This is a genomic window from Rhizobium sp. L51/94 (assembly GCF_019355555.1).
GTDB classification, from domain to species: domain Bacteria; phylum Pseudomonadota; class Alphaproteobacteria; order Rhizobiales; family Rhizobiaceae; genus Rhizobium; species Rhizobium rhododendri.
The window spans coordinates 574,187-587,892 of the sequence record NZ_CP072142.1; the positions used below are offsets into that span (position 1 = coordinate 574,187).

General features: G+C 59.5%; 12 protein-coding genes. 8 read left to right on the plus strand and 4 right to left on the minus strand.

The features are described 5' to 3' along the window. Positions 1 to 95: 95 nt before the first annotated feature. The 7 genes from J5274_RS20645 to J5274_RS20675 all read left to right on the plus strand — a co-directional run bounded on the left by J5274_RS20645 (position 96) and on the right by J5274_RS20675 (position 7,959). Positions 96 to 1,688 carry an ABC transporter substrate-binding protein gene (locus J5274_RS20645; RefSeq protein WP_142830919.1) on the plus strand — a complete coding sequence of 531 codons (1,593 nt, stop codon included), beginning with the start codon at positions 96 to 98 and terminating at the stop codon, positions 1,686 to 1,688. A gap of 184 nt (positions 1,689 to 1,872) precedes the next feature. Further along, the gene (locus J5274_RS20650; RefSeq protein WP_143123140.1) at positions 1,873 to 2,568 is read left to right on the plus strand and encodes a FadR/GntR family transcriptional regulator; all 696 of its coding nucleotides are present in this window, start codon (positions 1,873 to 1,875) and stop codon (positions 2,566 to 2,568) included. Next, positions 2,565 to 3,731, plus strand: coding sequence for a PLP-dependent transferase (locus J5274_RS20655; protein ID WP_219275615.1), 1,167 nt, complete (start codon positions 2,565 to 2,567; stop codon positions 3,729 to 3,731). Before J5274_RS20650 ends, J5274_RS20655 begins: the two co-directional genes overlap by 4 nt. A gap of 40 nt (positions 3,732 to 3,771) precedes the next feature. Beyond that, the gene (locus tag J5274_RS20660; RefSeq protein WP_219275616.1) at positions 3,772 to 5,031 is read left to right on the plus strand and encodes a sugar ABC transporter substrate-binding protein; all 1,260 of its coding nucleotides are present in this window, start codon (positions 3,772 to 3,774) and stop codon (positions 5,029 to 5,031) included. Between the two features lie 93 nt (positions 5,032 to 5,124). Beyond that, on the plus strand, positions 5,125 to 6,060 hold the full coding sequence (locus J5274_RS20665; protein ID WP_142830927.1) for a carbohydrate ABC transporter permease: 936 nt from the start codon (positions 5,125 to 5,127) through the stop codon (positions 6,058 to 6,060). A 4-nt stretch (positions 6,061 to 6,064) separates the two neighbouring features. After that, positions 6,065 to 6,895, plus strand: coding sequence for a carbohydrate ABC transporter permease (locus J5274_RS20670; protein ID WP_142830929.1), 831 nt, complete (start codon positions 6,065 to 6,067; stop codon positions 6,893 to 6,895). Between the two features lie 5 nt (positions 6,896 to 6,900). Beyond that, positions 6,901 to 7,959 (plus strand): ABC transporter ATP-binding protein, encoded by a 1,059-nt coding sequence (locus J5274_RS20675; RefSeq protein ID WP_142830931.1) that lies wholly within the window; start codon positions 6,901 to 6,903, stop codon positions 7,957 to 7,959. A 46-nt stretch (positions 7,960 to 8,005) separates the two neighbouring features. On the opposite strand, the gene J5274_RS20680 is transcribed toward J5274_RS20675, so the two are convergent. The 4 genes from J5274_RS20680 to J5274_RS20695 all read right to left on the minus strand — a co-directional run bounded on the left by J5274_RS20680 (position 8,006) and on the right by J5274_RS20695 (position 12,264). Beyond that, on the minus strand, positions 8,006 to 9,076 hold the full coding sequence (locus J5274_RS20680; RefSeq protein ID WP_142830933.1) for an ABC transporter ATP-binding protein: 1,071 nt from the start codon (positions 9,074 to 9,076) through the stop codon (positions 8,006 to 8,008). Between the two features lie 25 nt (positions 9,077 to 9,101). After that, on the minus strand, positions 9,102 to 9,950 hold the full coding sequence (locus J5274_RS20685) for a carbohydrate ABC transporter permease (RefSeq protein WP_142830934.1): 849 nt from the start codon (positions 9,948 to 9,950) through the stop codon (positions 9,102 to 9,104). Continuing rightward, the gene (locus J5274_RS20690) at positions 9,943 to 10,881 is read right to left on the minus strand and encodes a carbohydrate ABC transporter permease (RefSeq protein WP_209186416.1); all 939 of its coding nucleotides are present in this window, start codon (positions 10,879 to 10,881) and stop codon (positions 9,943 to 9,945) included. The genes J5274_RS20685 and J5274_RS20690 overlap by 8 nt, the downstream gene beginning before the upstream one ends. 72 nt (positions 10,882 to 10,953) lie before the next feature. Then, on the minus strand, positions 10,954 to 12,264 hold the full coding sequence (locus tag J5274_RS20695; protein ID WP_142830936.1) for an ABC transporter substrate-binding protein: 1,311 nt from the start codon (positions 12,262 to 12,264) through the stop codon (positions 10,954 to 10,956). 206 nt (positions 12,265 to 12,470) lie between these two features. On the opposite strand from J5274_RS20695, the gene J5274_RS20700 reads away from it, so the two are divergent. Next, positions 12,471 to 13,676, plus strand: coding sequence for an ROK family transcriptional regulator (locus J5274_RS20700; RefSeq protein WP_142830937.1), 1,206 nt, complete (start codon positions 12,471 to 12,473; stop codon positions 13,674 to 13,676). Positions 13,677 to 13,706 lie beyond the last annotated feature (30 nt).

Genomic DNA, 13,706 nt, shown 5'->3' on the forward strand with positions numbered 1-13,706 from the left:
TTGACGAGCCGTTAAAATGGACATTAGTGTCTATGGAAGCTGCTCGTCTAGAGATGATCCGTCCGTTGTGCACTTTATCGAAAAGGGGATGCCGAATGACGTCGAAGTTTGGAAATGAGAACCGGGACCCCCTTTCGACGGTTCAGTCTGCCGAAGGCGTGACTAGGCGTACCGTCTTGCAGGGTTCGCTCGCAGGCGCCGCATTGATGTTTACGGGCAGCGGCGCATTTGCACAGGCTGCAACACCCAAGAGCGGCGGCCATCTGAAGATCGCCATGAACGGCGGCGCGTCGACCGATGCACTCGACCCCGCAAGCTACATCAGCGCCCTGCAATTTGTGCTGGCCCGCAGCTGGGGCGATACCCTGGTCGAGACCGACCCGACGACCGGCAAGGCGGTTCCGGCTCTGGCTGAATCATGGGAGACGACCGATGGCGGAACGACCTGGTCGTTCAAGATCCGGAAGAACGTGCGCTTTCATAATGGCGATGCGCTGAAAGTCGAGGACGTCGTCGAGACGCTGCGCCGCCACAGCGACAAAGCCTCCAAATCAGGCGCGCTCGGCTACCTCGCCAGCATCAAGTCCGTAGAGGCTTCGGGCGAGAATGTCGTCGTGACGCTGACCGAGCAAAACCGCGACCTGCCGCTGATCTTCAGCGTCTACAACCTCGTCATCCAGCCGAACGGTGGCAGGGGCGATCCCAATGCCGGTATCGGCACCGGTCCCTTCAAGATCGTCCGCAACAATCCCGGCGTCCAAATCCTGCTTGAGAAGAACAAGGACGACTGGCATCCCAACCGTGGCTGGGTCGACAGTGTCGAGATCCTGGCGATTGCCGACGTATCGGCGCGAACGGCCGCTCTGGCCTCGGGGCAGGTTCATTTCATCAATGCAATCAACCCCAATACGATCCCACTGCTGGGGCGAATGAAGAATATCACCATTCACAACACGCCCGGGCGCAGCCACTATACGATGCCCATGCTGGTCGACCAGAAACCGTTCGACAACGTCGATCTTCGCCTTGCCTTGAAATACGCCATCGATCGCAAATTTCTGCTGAAGCAGGTCCTTGGTGGATACGGGACGCTCGGCAACGACTTTCCTGTGAATGCTGCCTTCGACATGTTTCCCGGCGACATTCCGCAGCGTGAATTCGATCCGGAGAAGGCTGCCTTCCACTACAAGAAATCCGGTTTCGACGGGGCCGTTCCAATCTATGCTGCCGACGTCATGCAGGGCGGCGTCGATATGGCGGTCATCCTGCGGGATGGCGCGGCGAAGGCCGGCATCAAGGTCGCCGTCAACCGCGTTCCGACGGACGGCTACTGGAGCGGCGTCTGGCGCAACAAGCCTTTCTGCGTCTCGTTTTTCGGAACGCGCCTGACGCAGGACCTGATCTATTCGCTCGAATTCTATTCGAAATCAGCAAGCAACGAGTCGAAGTTCGACAATGCGAAATTCGACACGCTGCTGCTGGCCGCACGGGCCGAAGCAGACGAAGCGAAGCGCAAGGAGATGTACCGTGATATGGCACTCCTCGTGCGCGACGAGTCGGGTTCGATCATTCCCGTGTTCAACAACTACCTGAATGCGTCGAGCCCCGCCCTGAAGGGCTTCGTACCGGACGTCGGCAACGATCTCAGCAACGGATACATCGCATCACGCGTCTGGCTGGAGAGCTGAGGCAATCGGCGTGATCGTTGTCTGATCGATTATCGCGCCGACCGTTCATCCCGCAATACTTCCGCGTTCGCCTCTCAGCGGACGACGAATTTCTATTGCTGTGGCTTTCCGCGGGTCGCACGAAAAAAAGATTGACCTGATAGCAGATGTCAGACCAATCTATCGGCAACGAGGGAACGAACGTTTGCTGACACCATTGCCTACTCAGGATCGGACGCGCCAGGTCATCGATGCGTTGTCCGATTTCATAGAGAAAACCAACCTCCAATCCGGCGACCAACTGCCGACCGAGCGCGAGATGATGGGTGCCTTGTCCGTCGGTCGCTCGACCATTCGCGAGGTCATGACCCACTTCCAGGCGCTTGGGGTCGTAGAGACGCGCAAGGGGAGTGGCACCTACCTGCTGAAGCCGGTTTCCAAGGCAACGATCCATATGCCGCTGTCAATGGACACCACGCATTTGCGCGACGTCCTGTTGCAGACACTCGAGGTTCGGCGCGGTATCGAATGCGAAGCTGGGATGGTGGCTGCCAGGAAGCGCACTCCGGAAGATCTTGCGATCATCGAGGAAAAGCTCGACGAGATGGAGCGCGTCCACATCGCCAAGGGCGCCTCCGGCCCCGAAGACCTGGCGTTTCACCTCGCCGTCTATGACGCCACCCACAATCCACTATTCAAGCAGTTGCTGGAGCAGATGCGTGGCACCTTCGAGCGCTTCTGGACCCATCCTTTCGACCGGGAAGACTTTGCGCGTCGGTCGTTTCCGTTCCACCGCACCCTGTTCAACGCGATCGTGGCACAGGATCCGGAGGCAGCGCGCCTCGAAACATTGAAGATTCTCGACGTCGTCGAGGAAGACATCAAGGAAATGTCAAAATGACCGCAGAGCTCGGGCCATTCGATCTCGCATCACTGATTACCGCTCATGACGAAGGCAATTATGCCGAAGCGGTGGTGCCTCCGATCTTCCAGACATCGCTTTTCACCTTCTCCGATTACGACGATATGATCGCCTCCTATCGCGGCGAAAAGGTCCGGCCCATCTACACCCGCGGCCTGAACCCGACGGTCCGGATGTTCGAGGAGATGCTGGCCAAGCTCGAGGCGGCCGAGGATGCGCTCGGATTTGCCAGCGGCATGTCGGCGATCTCGTCAGCCGTGCTCACATTCGTCGAACCGGGCGACCGGATCGTCGCCGTCAAGCATATCTACCCCGATGCCTTTCGCCTGTTCGGCACGATCCTCAAGCGCATGAAGGTCGAGGTGACCTATGTCGATGGTCGCGACGAGGAGGCCGTCGCAAAGGCGCTTCCGGGCGCCAAGGTATTCTACATGGAAAGCCCGACCAGCTGGGTGATGGAAGCCCACGACGTCGGCGCCCTTGCAACGCTCGCCAGGCAGCACGGTGTCGTTTCGATGATCGACAACAGCTGGGCCAGCCCCTTTTTCCAGCAGCCGCTGACGCTGGGCGTCGATCTGGTCATTCATTCCGCCTCCAAATATCTCGGCGGCCATAGCGATGTCGTCGCTGGCGTTGTCGCGGGCTCGAAGGCGCTGATCGCAAGGATAAAGGCCGAGGCCTACCCCTATCTCGGCGGCAAGCTTTCGCCTTTCGATGCCTGGTTGCTCATCCGCGGCATGCGCACATTACCGCTGCGCATGAAGGCGCACGAAGCCGCAGCCATGACGATCGCCAGACGGCTGCAGAACCTCGACGTCGTCGAGGAGGTCTGCCATCCCGGCCTTGCCAACCGATTGCCGGCAGGCCTCAACGGCACGTCCGGCCTGTTCTCTTTCATTTTCCGCGAGGGCGTCGATATCCGGGCCTTCTCCGACCATCTCAGGCTTTTCAAGCTGGGCGTGAGCTGGGGTGGCCACGAGAGCCTCATCGTGCCCGGCGAAGTCGTCCTGCAGCAGAAGGCCCAGCCCAATTCCGCGCACACCTTCGGGATCAGCGCGCGGTCCGTCCGCCTGCATGTCGGTCTCGAAGGAACCCAGGCCTTGTGGAGAGATATCGAGGAAGCAATCGCTGCAGCCTCGTAGGAACCATCAACAGGAAGAAAAACCGAAAAGGGGGAATAGCATGAATAGACTGATAACAGCGGCACTCTTTACCGCGATGATGGCGGGAACCGCGTTCGCCGATACGACACTCAAGCTCGTCGAAGTCATCACCAGCCCCGAGCGTACCGAGACGCTCAAATCGCTCGTTGGCAAGTTCGAAGCGGCCAACCCCGGTACAAAGGTCGATATCATTTCGCTGCCCTGGAACGAAGCCTTCCAGAAATTCGCAACGATGGTCTCGGCCGGCGATACGCCCGATGTCATGGAGATGCCGGATACCTGGCTGTCGCTCTATGGCAATAACGGTATGCTCGAAAGCCTCGAGCCCTATCTGGCGAAATGGGAGCACACCAAGGAACTGACGCCACGTGCGCTGGAACTCGGCCGGGACGTCAAGAACACCGCCTACATGCTACCCTACGGCTTCTACCTGCGCGCGATGTTCTACAACAAGAAGCTGTTGGCACAGGCCGGCATTTCCGAGCCACCGAAGACCATGGACGATTTCGTCAAAGCCTCCGCGGCGGTCTCGAAGATCCCCGGAAAATACGGCTACTGCATGCGCGGCGGCCCCGGCGGCCTTAATGGCTGGATGATCTTTGCGGCCTCCATGGCGGGCGACAACACGTATTTCAAGCCGGACGGCACGTCGACCATGAACGACGAAGGCTGGGCCAAGGGCATCGAGTGGATGGTCGATCTCTACAAGAAGGGATATGTGCCAAAGGATAGCGTCAACTGGGGCTTCAATGAGGTCGTAGCCGGCTTCTATTCGGGCACCTGCGCCTTCCTCGACCAGGATCCGGATGCACTGATCGCCGTTGCCGAGCGCATGAGCAAGGACGATTTCGGCGTCGCGCCCTTGCCGAAGGGACCGTCCGGCAAGTCTTTCCCGACGATCGGCTATGCTGGCTGGTCGATGTTTGCGACCACCCAGAACAAGGACCTGTCCTGGAAGCTGATCGCCACCCTCGAGGGCCAGGAAGGCAACCTCGAATGGAACAAGAAGATCGGTGCGCTGCCGGCCTATACATCGGCAGAGAAGGATCCGTTCTATGCCGGTGACCAGTTCAAGGGCTGGTTCGAGGAACTGGCCGACAAGAACACGGTGCCGACTGTCATGCCGACCTATCTGGAGGAATTTGCCTTCTTCAAGGATTCGCTGGCCATCAAGACCTCGCAGCAGGCTTTGCTGGGCGATATCTCCGCCAAGGATCTTGCTGATCAATGGGCCGACTATCTGACCAAGGCGCAGCAGAAATTTCTCTCCAAGAAATAGGGCTTGATGCGGCGACGGAGCAATCCGTCGCCGTTTTCGCACACACTGTTGCCAGCCGCATTGCCGCTGCAAACCTGAACGGACCTTTGGCCGATGACCATGACCGCCTATACCGATGACAGGCGTCGAGACCGCAGGCCCTGGAAAAAGCGGCTCGCCGATGCCTCGGAACCCTATCTCTACAGTGCACCGGCACTGATCCTGATCGTCGCCGTCATGCTGGTGCCGCTGGTGATTGGCGTCTCTTATGCCTTCCGGGATGTCCAGCTGCTGAAACCGTTTTCCGGCGGCTTCATCGGCCTCGATCACTTTCGCGATCTTTCCAAAGATGCAGCCTTTTACGGCGCGCTGAGAAACACCCTGTGGTGGACCGGCGCATCGGTCGTCCTGCAATTTGCCTTCGGGCTGATCCTTGCCCTGCTGCTGGACAAGCCATTCTGGGGGCGTGGCCTCGTTCAGGCCCTGGTGTTCCTGCCCTGGGCCGTGCCCTCCTTTCTGGCCGGTCTCAACTGGGCCTGGCTCTTCAATCCGGTGATCGGACCGATCCCGCATTGGCTGTTCGCACTCGGCCTGATGGATCAGCCCGACAACATCCTGTCCAACCCGCATTATGCGATGTGGGGGCCGATCGTTGCCAATGTCTGGTGGGGGATTCCGTTTTTCGCGATCACGCTTCTGGCCGCGCTGCAGGCAATCCCGCGCGATCTCTACGAGGCGGCCTCCATCGATGGGGCCAGCTGGTTCCAGCGGTTCCAATCGATCACGCTTCCATTCCTGGCACCGACCATCGCCATCACCGTCCTGCTGCGAACGGTCTGGGTCTCCAATTTCGCTGACCTCATCGTCGTCATGACCGGCGGTGGCCCTGCTGATCGTACGCAGATCGTCGCCAGCTACATCTTCACCCAGGCCTTCAAGCGGCTGGATTTTGGTTATGCGTCGGCCATCGCGCTGGTGCTGCTGGTGCTGTTGCTCGCCTATTCGATGGTGATCATTCTGCTCCGGCAGACATTGCTGAACAAGGACTAGGCCCATGAGACGATCTTTCCTGCCCATCATCGCCCATCGGCTCGCTATCCTCGTCTACATCGTATTCGCCCTGTTTCCGCTGTTCTGGCTGTTGAAAGTTTCGCTGACGCCGAACGACCTCCTCTATACCGAGGGGGTGCGGATGTGGCCTTCGCGCACGACCTGGGAGCACTACGCGTTCGTGCTGGAGCACAGCGATTTTCCGACGTTCTTCAAAAACAGCGTGATCGTCTCGGCCTCTACCGCCATTGCCGTGACGATCTGCGCGTCATTGGCCGGCTATGCGCTGTCCCGCTTCGATTTTCGGGGCAAATACTGGATCGTGGCGCTCATGCTGCTGACGCAGATGTTTCCGCTGGTCATGCTGGTGGCGCCGATCTTCAAGATCCTCTCGCCTCTGCACCTGACAAACAGCCTGACCGGCCTGGTGATTGTCTACACGGCCTTCAACGTGCCCTTCGCGACCTTCCTGATGCAGTCATTCTTCGACGGCATTCCGAAGGAACTAGAAGAAGCCGCGATGATCGACGGCGCAACGCAATTCATCGCCTTCCGGCAGATCATCCTGCCGCTGACCTTGCCCGGCATTGCGGCAACGCTCGGCTTCGTTTTCACCGCAGCCTGGAGCGAGCTGCTCTTTGCCCTGATGCTGATCAACGGCAACCAGGCGGCCACCTTCCCGGTCGGGCTCTTGACCTTCGTTTCCAAATTCTCGGTCGATTTCGGTCAGATGATGGCGGCGGGCGTCATGGCACTCATTCCGGCCGGGCTGTTCTTCCTGCTCATTCAACGTTACCTCGTCCAGGGCCTGACGGCCGGCGCGGTCAAGGGATAGTCACCATGGCATCGATCGATATCCAGAACGTCAGGAAGGCCTACGGCCATGTGCAGGTGCTGCACGACGTAGACCTGCAGATCGAGGACGGCGAATTCATCGTGTTGGTCGGTCCCTCCGGATGCGGAAAGTCCACGCTGCTGCGCATGATCGCCGGTCTCGAGGACGTCACCGGTGGTGAAATCCGGATCGCCGGTCGCCGGGTCAACGAATTGCACCCGAAGGACCGCGACATCGCCATGGTGTTCCAGTCCTATGCTCTCTACCCGCACATGAATGTCGCCGGCAACATGAGCTACAGCCTGAAAATCCGGAAGATCGCCAAGGAGAAGATCGCCGCGGCGGTGTCGCTGGCGTCTTCCAAGCTGGGTCTCGATCCGCTCCTCGAGCGGCGCCCCAAGGCACTGTCCGGCGGACAGAGGCAGCGTGTCGCCATGGGTCGGGCAATCGTGCGGGAGCCAAAGGCGTTTCTCTTCGACGAACCGCTCTCCAACCTCGATGCGCGTCTGCGCGAACAGATGCGTGCCGAAATCAAGAAACTGCATGCCGATCTGAAAGCGACTTCGATTTACGTCACCCATGACCAGATCGAGGCGATGACGCTGGCGGACCGGATCGTCGCCATGCATGGAGGCGTTGTCCAGCAGGTCGGAAGCCCGCTCGAACTCTATGACCGCCCCGCCAATCTTTTCGTCGCAGGTTTTATCGGCTCTCCCGGCATGAATTTTCTCGAGGCCAGCTACGACGGGCACCAGATGATCCTCGGGGATGGCACTCCAGTTCCGCTTGCCTCAACACCAATCGTCACGACCGGCGAAAAGGCAACGCTCGGCATCCGCCCGGAACACGTGGTCGTGACACGGAATGGATCTGGTATCAGTGCCGACGTGGACCTGATAGAGCCGACCGGTTTCGGTATTATCCTCCACCTGAAGCTGCACGGCCTGCCATTCAAGATCTTCACACTCGATCGCGAAACCATGTCGATGGGCCCGAAAGTCTCCGTCGCCTTCCCGACCCAGCATCTGCATGTGTTTGACGGCGAAGGAAACAGAGCGACCTGATCGGCTGTTATGCCGGAATCCGAGAAGGCGCTGCTGTGTCAACGACTTAAAGCGCGATCCCGCTGATGCGATCGAAGACGTAAACCTGGTCAGGGTTGATGTTGACGTTGAGCGCGGCGCCGTAGCTGACAGGGAACTCGCCATCCACAACGGCTGTCATTTGTTGGCCGGCAATCTCGAACAACACATGTGTCTGCGCACCGGTTGGTTCAACAAGCAGGGTCCGACCGCTGAGTGGTGATCCCTTTCCTGCCGGGTTCAAGTTCTCTGGACGCAAGCCGATCGTAACCTCCTGTCCCGACGTGACCCGCCTCTCGGCGGCAATGCGCAGCGCAGTCCCGTCCTTCAGCCGGACAACTGGCTCGCCCGCCAGACCCTCCACCACGCCGTCGAGCACATTCATGGCAGGCGAGCCAATAAAGCCCGCGACGAACAGGTTGGCGGGGGTTCGGTAAAGTTCCAGGGGCGTGCCGTGCTGCTCTATCCTGCCCTGGTTGAGCACGACGATCCGGTCGGCAAGCGTCATGGCTTCGATCTGGTCATGGGTGACGTAGATGGACGTCGTCTGGACCTTCTGGTGGAGCGTCTTGATCTCGGCACGCATCTGGACACGGAGTTTGGCGTCGAGATTGGACAGGGGCTCGTCGAAGAGGAAGACGGAGGGATTTCGCACGACGGCCCTGCCCATGGCCACCCGCTGGCGCTGGCCTCCGGAGAGCTGGGCCGGTTTCCTCTCAAGAAGCGCGGTCAGATCCAGCATCCGTGCCGCCTCGTTGACGCGCTGGTCGATCACAGTCTTCGGCTGCCCTGACAATTTGAGATTGAATGCCATGTTCTGCGCCACTGTCATGTGCGGATAGAGCGCGTATGACTGGAACACCATGGCAATGTTGCGCTCGCGGGGCGTCAGCGCGTTGACGATGTCGCCACCGATCAGCACATCGCCGCCGGTAACCTCCTCCAGCCCGGCGATCATCCTCAGCAATGTCGACTTGCCACAACCGGATGGACCGACCAGAGCGATGAATTCCCCGTCGCTGATCGAGAGCGAGATGTCATGAATGACATCGAGCGCACCATAGGATTTGCGGAGGTTCTGAAGTTCGACGGATGCCATGCTTTGGATGCTCCAGTTGCGCCTGTCAGGACTTCACCGCACCGGCTGTCAGGCCAGCGATGATGTGTTTTTGCGCGAGGAAGAAGACGATGATGGTCGGCAGGATGGTCAGCGTGATGAAGGCCAGCACCAGCTGCCACTGTGTCCCGAACTCGCCGCGATAGACCATGATCCCGAGTGGCCAGGGATAGATCGATTCCGAGTTCAGCATGATCAGCGGCAGGATGTAGCTATTCCAGCTGCCGACGAAGGAAATGATGCTGACAGTGGCGATGATCGGTCGCGAAAGCGGAAGGGTGATGTACCAGAAGAAGCGCATGTAGCCGCAGCCGTCGACCAGCGCTGCCTGGAACAATTCCTCCGGCAGGTTTTTGAAATAATTCCGCAGGAGCAGGATGCTCATTCCAAGTCCGAACGCGACCTGCGGCAGAACGACGCCCCAATAGGTATTGAGAAGGCCAAGATCGCGGATGCGGATGAACAGCGGCAGTATGGCTGTTGCCGCCGGGAACATCAGGCCGATCAGGAAGTAATTCAGCAGAAAATCCGAGCCGAAGAAGCGCACGTGGGCAAAGGTGAAGGCGGCCATCGCCGAGACGCTGACGGTCAGGAACACCGTCAGCAGGGCGATGATCAGCGAATTCATCATCTGTCGCCAGTAGCGATCGCCAAACAGGATGTCGGTGTAGTTTTCGACATGCCATTCCGCTGGCAGGCCGAAAGGATTGACCCTGAGATCGCCGAGCGACTTGAAGCCGCCGAGCGCGGTTGTCAGCAGTGGCACGAGGACGATGGCTGCGATGATGGTCAGCGACAGGTACAGGTAGGCCCTGGTGCCGGGGCTGACGCGAATGGATGTGGCCATATCAGTCATTGCGCATAAATATCCGTTTGTAACCGAAGGCGAGGGTGACGCAGATCACGAACAGCACCACCCCGACGGCGCTGCCGAGGCCGACCTGCATCCTGGTGACGCCGAAATTGAAGAGGAAAGTCACCATCGTCTGGGTCGAGTTGAACGGTCCGCCACCGGTCAGCGGCATGATCAGGTCAAACAGTTGCAGCGAGCCGACGATCGCGAAGAAGACGGAAAGACGCAGTGTGGAGGCAAGCAGGGGTAGCGTAACATAACGGAATTTCTGCCAGCCCGTAGCACCGTCGATCTCGGCGGCTTCCAGAATGCTCTTGTCGAGCGATTGCAGCCCGGCGATGAACAACATCATGTGAAAGCCGAAATACTTCCAGACGATGACCGCCAGGACGGCGTAGATCGCCAGGTCCTTGTCGGCAAGCACATAGGGCGTCGCAACGCCGAACAGGTGCGCCAGCGACGCGAACAGGCCATAGTCGCCATCGTAGACGAAGCGCCAGATCAGGCCGGCGGCCACCTCGGCGAGCACGTAGGGCAGAAAGAAAATCAGCCGGAACATCACCACGCCGGCAATCCTGTTGGCGAGCATCGTCGACAGCCAGATCGCCAACGGAATCTGCACGATGATCGAGACGACAATGATCAACGCGTTGTTTTTCAGAGATGTCAGAAAGGCCTGGTTGTTGAACAGGACCTGGAAATTCCGCAGGCCGACAAAATCCGTCGGTGCGCCGTAGCCACTCCATTTATAGAGGCTGTACCAAGCCGCTTCTCCCATCGGCAGGATGACAAAGATCGTGAAAAGCAGCAGGGCAGGTGGCAGGAAGATGAGCAGCACCGGCAGGCGGCCGTGGTTTGCCGAGCTCTTTCGCCGGACAACAGGCTTGGGCCGTGCCGCCGCACTGACGGTCGATGTGACGCTGATATCAGTCATAGGGATTGCCTGTCTCGAGATTCGAGGTTGCGGCCGGCGGCGGGCAACGCGTGCTGCCGCCGGACACAGGCTTCAGAGTTGATCCTGCTCGAAAGCCTCCTGGATCTGCGCAGCTCCATCCTTCGGCGTCAGCTGGCCGGAGACAATGCCAACGGAAACATCGTTGACTACACGCCCGACGGACGGTCCCAGATCCTGGTCGAAGAAGTTCTGGTGCCAGGTGGTATGGGCCAGTTGTTCGGCGGACTGCCTCATCAGCGGATTGGTGACCCCATCCTCGGCGCCGACCGCCACGGGAATGATCATACCGGCCTTCGCCATCGCCCGCTGGTTGTCGGCATTGTTGAGATAGGCTAGGAAATCCAGCGCTTCCGGGGGCGCTTTTTTCGACACCGCCCAGGCATTCAGTCCCCCGAGCGTATCCGTCGCGGCACCAGCACCCCCCGTTACTGCCGGAAACGCAAAGCGACCGATATTGTCGCTGGCGAGGCCTTTGCCGTCGCCGGCATTGGTGCGCTGGTTGGATTCGGTATTCTCGAAGCCAAGGATCATCGCCGCCTTGCCGTCGGCAAATACGCCGAGGGTCTGCGGCCATGTCGCGCCGAGATACCCCGGCTGGAACGGTTCGAGTTTGCCGAGGTCGGCAAGCTGCTCGCCGGCCTTGATGACGGCGGGATCGTTGAAGCCTTCACCCTGTCCGGTCTTGGCGGCGTCGAACACCTTCTGGCCGCCGTCGCGCATGACGAGGTAGCTCCAGTAGAAGTGGATCGGCCACTTTTCGCCGCCACCCCCGGCGATCGGCACGATACCGGCAGCCTTGATCTTCTTGACCGCTGCCAGATAGTCTTCCCAACTCTTGATGGCGGTCGCGTCGACGCCGGCTTTGGCGAACAGCGCCTTGTTGTAATAGAACGAGACCGTGCCGAGCTTGAAGGGTACGGCGCTGATTTTGCCGTCGAAGGTCAGGCCCTCGACGGCAGCAGGATTGAAGCTCTTCAGCCACGCGCCGTCATTGGCCTTCATTGCAGTGGTCAGATCCAGCAGAGCGCCAGTTGCCATCTGCTGCTTCAGGACGCCGCCACCCCAGCTATAGAAAAAATCCGGGGCGTCGCTCGATTGCAGCAGCGTCGGCAGCTTGGCCTTGAATGCTTCGTTTTCCAGAAACTGCATCTGGATTTTGACGCCGGGATGCTGGGTCTCATAGGTATCGGCTATCTTGCGCCAGATGGCGACATAGCCAGGATCAAGCTCAAGGTGCAGCCACTTGACGGTGGTATCGGCCATCGCACTGGCCGCACCGAGCATCATGGCAAGTCCGGTGGTAGCGACAAGCATAGCTGTCCGCTTACCGCGAAGGGCTTTCGCCCCGACGATCTGAAACATCATTTCTCCTCCCAAGGGAATGACAAGTCCTCACTATTTTTCCCTTATGCGGATTAAGTCATCGGAAAATTGCACAGTTGTCAATCGCTAAACTTGTTTTTTAGGCAGCAAGGCTTGACAGTCTTCAACGTGGGGTCTCTATTTAATTCATGATCCGGCCTAAATTCCACGGCGGGATAGTTGGTCCAACAGGTTGCTTTGTCTCAATGAAAACTGCCGACCCAGAGCTGATGCGGGCGATCAACCGTTTCAGTATCCTTGATACGATCCGGCGCGCGGGGCCAATCGCGCGGATCGAAATCAGCGAACTCACGCAATTGTCGACGACGACGGTGTCAGCCATCACGGCAGCCCTGCTGGACGATGGTCTGATCCTGGCGCGACACGAGGGCGATCTTCGCAATCCCGCAGCGCGAGGTCGCCCGAGGGTGGCGCTGGAGCTCAATCCGGCTGCCGCGCGCGTCGTGGGCGCAAAGATTGCTGCCGATCGGATGATCTTCGTGGTGACTGATTTTTGCGGCGAGGTGCTGTCGAGACAGACGATGGCGCTGCGCGTCGATCGGCAGCCGATCAGCGTCATTGCCGACCTTATCGATGACGGGGTCCGTCGTTGCGTTATCGATGCGGATCTGTCGATCCATGATATCGATCTCGTCTGCCTCGGTTTGCCCGGGCTGATCGAACACCGCACCGGGCATGTCCGCACCAGCCCGATTTTTCGCGAAACCGGCGTCGATTTCGCCCGGGAAATGTCCGAGCGGCTGGGCATTACCACGATCGTCGAGAGCGATGCCCATGCGATAACTCTGGCGCATCACTGGTTTGGACACGCCCGCGAGCTCGATGACGTCGTCGTGGTTTCGCTGGAGAAAACTCTTGGTCTCGGCGTCCTGCATGGTGGCCAGCTGTTTCGTGGCGCTGGCGGTCTTAGTCATAACCTCGGAGATCTCGTCATTGGCATGGGATCGGAAGGGGCCATCCGTCTCTCCAGCCAGGCGGGGGAAAACGCCATCTTCGGTGCACATTCGAGTGGCGGACGCTTTGCCGAAGCCGTCCGGCTTGGGCGCGGCATGGCGCACGCGCAAACACTCATTGCTGGCGAGGACAATGGACTGATCGTCGCTGCCACCCGCGCCGGCGAGGCCTGCGGCATGGCCGTCGCCAATATCGTCACGTTGTTCGCACCGCCCCGCGTCATCGTCGTCGGATCGACACTTGCGCTGGGAGCGCCGTTTCTCGATAGCCTGCGTCATGCCTATGCGGCGGCTATTCCGCCTTCCATCCGGGGCGTCGCCGAACTTGTTTTCGACCAATCGACCGATGAGACCTGGGCACAGGGAGCAGCGGTCGTGGCCCTTCGCGAACTCTACGAATCGCCCTGGAGCACGACAGGGCCCGCGCCGGCGCACTAACCCACAAAAATTCGAACCGGTCTTGGAGGA

Coding starts and splice junctions, on each gene's coding strand:
- J5274_RS20655 (WP_219275615.1), top strand. CDS start 2,565: ATGACCGCAGAGCTCGGGCCATTCGATCTCGCATCACTGATTACCGCT.
- J5274_RS20670 (WP_142830929.1), top strand. CDS start 6,065: ATGAGACGATCTTTCCTGCCCATCATCGCCCATCGGCTCGCTATCCTC.
- J5274_RS20675 (WP_142830931.1), top strand. CDS start 6,901: ATGGCATCGATCGATATCCAGAACGTCAGGAAGGCCTACGGCCATGTG.
- J5274_RS20690 (WP_209186416.1), bottom strand. CDS start 10,881: ATGACTGATATCAGCGTCACATCGACCGTCAGTGCGGCGGCACGGCCC.
- J5274_RS20660 (WP_219275616.1), top strand. CDS start 3,772: ATGAATAGACTGATAACAGCGGCACTCTTTACCGCGATGATGGCGGGA.
- J5274_RS20645 (WP_142830919.1), top strand. CDS start 96: ATGACGTCGAAGTTTGGAAATGAGAACCGGGACCCCCTTTCGACGGTT.
- J5274_RS20700 (WP_142830937.1), top strand. CDS start 12,471: ATGAAAACTGCCGACCCAGAGCTGATGCGGGCGATCAACCGTTTCAGT.
- J5274_RS20695 (WP_142830936.1), bottom strand. CDS start 12,264: ATGTTTCAGATCGTCGGGGCGAAAGCCCTTCGCGGTAAGCGGACAGCT.
- J5274_RS20665 (WP_142830927.1), top strand. CDS start 5,125: ATGACCATGACCGCCTATACCGATGACAGGCGTCGAGACCGCAGGCCC.
- J5274_RS20685 (WP_142830934.1), bottom strand. CDS start 9,950: ATGACTGATATGGCCACATCCATTCGCGTCAGCCCCGGCACCAGGGCC.
- J5274_RS20680 (WP_142830933.1), bottom strand. CDS start 9,076: ATGGCATCCGTCGAACTTCAGAACCTCCGCAAATCCTATGGTGCGCTC.